This window comes from Clostridium aestuarii (genome assembly GCF_026735135.1).
Taxonomy (GTDB): domain Bacteria; phylum Bacillota; class Clostridia; order Clostridiales; family Clostridiaceae; genus Clostridium_H; species Clostridium_H aestuarii.
The window spans coordinates 1-3,301 of sequence record NZ_JAPQER010000021.1 but is presented as its reverse complement, the minus strand read 5'-3'; the positions used below and the strand labels follow the sequence as shown (position 1 = coordinate 3,301).

General features: G+C 31.2%; 4 protein-coding genes. All 4 read right to left on the bottom strand.

Annotation, left to right across the window (positions count from 1 at the left end):
- On the bottom strand, positions 1–322 hold a 322-nt coding region (locus OW763_RS16715), incomplete at its 3' end, for an acyl-CoA dehydrogenase family protein (RefSeq protein ID WP_268042726.1).
- Between the two features lie 502 nt (positions 323–824).
- Positions 825–1,835, bottom strand: coding sequence for an electron transfer flavoprotein subunit alpha/FixB family protein (locus OW763_RS16710; RefSeq protein WP_268042724.1), 1,011 nt, complete (start codon positions 1,833–1,835; stop codon positions 825–827).
- A gap of 36 nt (positions 1,836–1,871) precedes the next feature.
- On the bottom strand, positions 1,872–2,651 hold the full coding sequence (locus OW763_RS16705; RefSeq protein ID WP_268042722.1) for an electron transfer flavoprotein subunit beta/FixA family protein: 780 nt from the start codon (positions 2,649–2,651) through the stop codon (positions 1,872–1,874).
- 18 nt (positions 2,652–2,669) lie between these two features.
- Positions 2,670–3,301: acyl-CoA dehydrogenase family protein (locus tag OW763_RS16700; protein WP_268042720.1), on the bottom strand; the 632-nt coding region annotated here is incomplete at its 5' end.

Here is a 3,301-nt window from a genome sequence, read left to right as displayed (position 1 = left end):
TCTTTTGTTCTTCATTACTGAATGCCCAAATTGCTCCCATACAAAGTGAAGTTTGTACTGAAAGTGCAATTCCTGTAGTTGCACATGCTTTTGAAATTTCTTCAACAGCTAAGATATATGATAAATAATCTCCACCTGCTCCTTCATATTCAGTTGGAAATGGTATTCCGAAACAACCATATTTACCCAACTTTTTGAAGTTTTCCATTGGAAATTCTCCAGTTTGATCACTTTCTGCTGCTATAGGTTTAATTTCATTTTCAGCAAACTCTCTTACCATTTGTCTTACTAATTCTTGTTCCTTAGTAAATTGAAAATTCATTTTTTTTACCTCCTATCTGTTTTGAACCTTTCGAACTTTTTTAACAAATTTTGTCATATTATTTCAAAAGGTTTACAGAGAAGTATTCATATTTTTTCATTTTTCTATATTTTTTTACTTCTCTTTAATATTACTTTGTTTTTTTATTAACAAATTTAATTTTATTTTAAAATTGAAATATTATCAAGTGAGCACTTTTTTGTAGCATAGCATCACAAAGGGTACAAAGTATATTTTGTATACTTTGTACCCTTCGTGATGCTATATATTATTCTAATTTTCATTCTTAACTAAATCTTTTTTTATGTAAAATTCATACATTAATATTCATTTTTACATAAATATTATTCAATTTTTGATAAATATTTATCTTATTTATATTTATTTTAGTGTAAATAAAATAAATAATCAAGTATTTAGTTTTTTATAAAACATAATAACAAATAAAAAAAACCGTACAATTTGTACGATTTTTTTATTTGTTATATATATTTCTAATAAATTATTGTTGCATAGCTTTTATTTGAGCTGTTAATTCTGGAACTATTTTGTTTAAGTCTCCAACTAATCCTAAATCTGCAACATGCATTATTGCTGCATCTTCGTCTTTATTTATAGCAATTATGTAATCACTGTCTTGCATTCCTGCTAAATGTTGGATTGCTCCTGAGATTCCACATGCAATGTATACTTTTGGTCTTACAGTTTTTCCTGTTTGTCCTACTTGTAATGCATGATCTATCCAATCATTATCTATAGCTGCTCTTGATCCTGCTACTGTTCCACCTAATACTTCTGCAAGTTCGTTAAGCATAGCAAAGTTTTCTTTGCTTCCTACTCCTCTTCCACCTGCTACTAATATTTCAGCTTCTGAGATATCTGCAACTTCTTTAGCAATTTTAACTGCTTCTAACACTTTTAATCTTAAATCTTCTTCTTTTAAGTTTGCAGATACTTTTTGTATCTTAGATTCATCTACTTTTGATTCATCTTTAGCTAATTTATCAAACACTCCAGGTCTTACTGTTGACATTTGTGGTCTGTGTTCTGTACACATGATTGTTGCCATTAAGTTTCCACCAAATGCTGGTCTTGTCATTAATAAGTGTCCTGATTCCTCTTCTATATCTAATGCTGTACAGTCTGCAGTTAATCCTGTTGAAAGTCTTGCTGCAACCCTTGGTCCTAAATCTCTTCCTATGAAAGAAGCTCCTATAAAGATAACTTCTGGTTTTATTTCATTAGTTAAATCACATATAACTCTTGTATATGCATCAGTTGTATAATGAGCTAACTTTTCATCTTCAGCATATAATACCTTATCTGCTCCATAAGCTAATAATTCTTTTGCTATATTATCTACTTTATTTCCTAGTAAAACTGCAGTTAATTCTACTCCTAATTTATCTGCAATTTCTCTTCCTTTTCCTAATAATTCTAATGCTACTTTTTGAAGCTCTCCATCTCTTTGTTCAGCAAATACCCAAACACCTTTGTAATCTGCTATACTCATTCTATATCCCTCCTATTTCTCTTATATTTATCTATATTAAACGTAGTGTTTTTCTTTTAATTTTGAAACTGCAAATGTTGCTGCTTCTTTTGCTGATAATGTAACTACTTCGCCTTTTCCTTTTGGTTCTTTTGTCATTGATTTTTTAACCTTTGTTGGTGAACCTTTTAATCCTAAACGAGCTTTATCTACTTCTATATCATCTGCACTCCATATTTTAACTTCTTTTTGGAATGTTTTAAATATATTTCCCATGCTCATATATCTTGGTTGATTTAATTCTCCAATAGCTGTTAATAGACATGGCATTTTTATTTCTAATTCTTCATATCCATCTTCTAATGCTCTTCTTACTTTTAATGCATCTTCTTTAACTTCTACTTTTTCTACATAAGTTACTTGTGCAAGTCCTAAATGTTCAGCTATTTCTGGTCCTACTTGTGCTGTATCTCCATCGATAGCTTGTCTTCCTGCAAATATTACATCATAATCTAATTTCTTTAACGCTCCTGCTAATGCATATGAAGTTGCTAATGTATCTGCTCCAGCAAATGCTCTATCAGAAACTAGAATTGCATCATCTACTCCCATTGCAATAGCTTCTCTTAATGCAGCTTCTGCTTGTGGAGGTCCCATGCTGATTACAGTAACCTTCGCTCCTTTTTCATCTTTTAATCTTAATGCTTCTTCTAAAGCATTTTTGTCATCTGGATTTATGATTGATGGAACTCCTTCTCTTATAAGTGTTCCTGTCTTTGGATCTATCTTAACTTCTGTTGTATCTGGAACTTGTTTTAAACATACTACTATATTCATGCCTAAACCCCTCCTTAATTATCTAAATATATTTCCTGAAATAACCATTCTTTGAACTTGGTTAGTTCCTTCATAAATTTGAGTTACCTTAGCATCTCTCATCATTCTTTCTAATGAGTAATCCTTAATATATCCATATCCACCCATAAGTTGAACTGCTTCAGTTGTTACATACATAGCACAATCTGTTGCTGCCCATTTAGCTCTTGCAGCTGATACTGAGTATGGTCTTCCTTGTTCCTTATCCATAGCTGCTTTATATACTAAATATCTAGCTTGTTCAATTTTTAAATCCATTTCAGCCATCATCCAGCCTAATCCTTGGAACTTAAATAATTGTTTTCCAAATTGTTTTCTTTCTTTCATATAATCTCTAATTTCATTGAAAGCTCCTTCAGCTATTCCAAGACCTTGAGCTGCAACACCAATTCTTCCTCCATCAAGAGTCTTCATTGCTATACCAAATCCTCTACCTTCTTTTCCAAGTAGGTTTTCAGCAGGAACTATACAGTTTTCAAAAACGATTTCTCCAACTTGTGCTGCTCTTAATCCCATTTTATCTTCAACTTTTCCTATTGAAATTCCTGGGAAGTCTTTTTCAACTATAAATGCAGATATTCCTTTAACACCTTTACTCTTATCTGTCATAG

Excerpts from the sequence above, each read along its gene's own strand:
- OW763_RS16710 (WP_268042724.1), bottom strand. The coding sequence starts at position 1,835 with ATGAGTATAGCAGATTACAAAGGTGTTTGGGTATTTGCTGAACAAAGA.
- OW763_RS16705 (WP_268042722.1), bottom strand. The coding sequence starts at position 2,651 with ATGAATATAGTAGTATGTTTAAAACAAGTTCCAGATACAACAGAAGTT.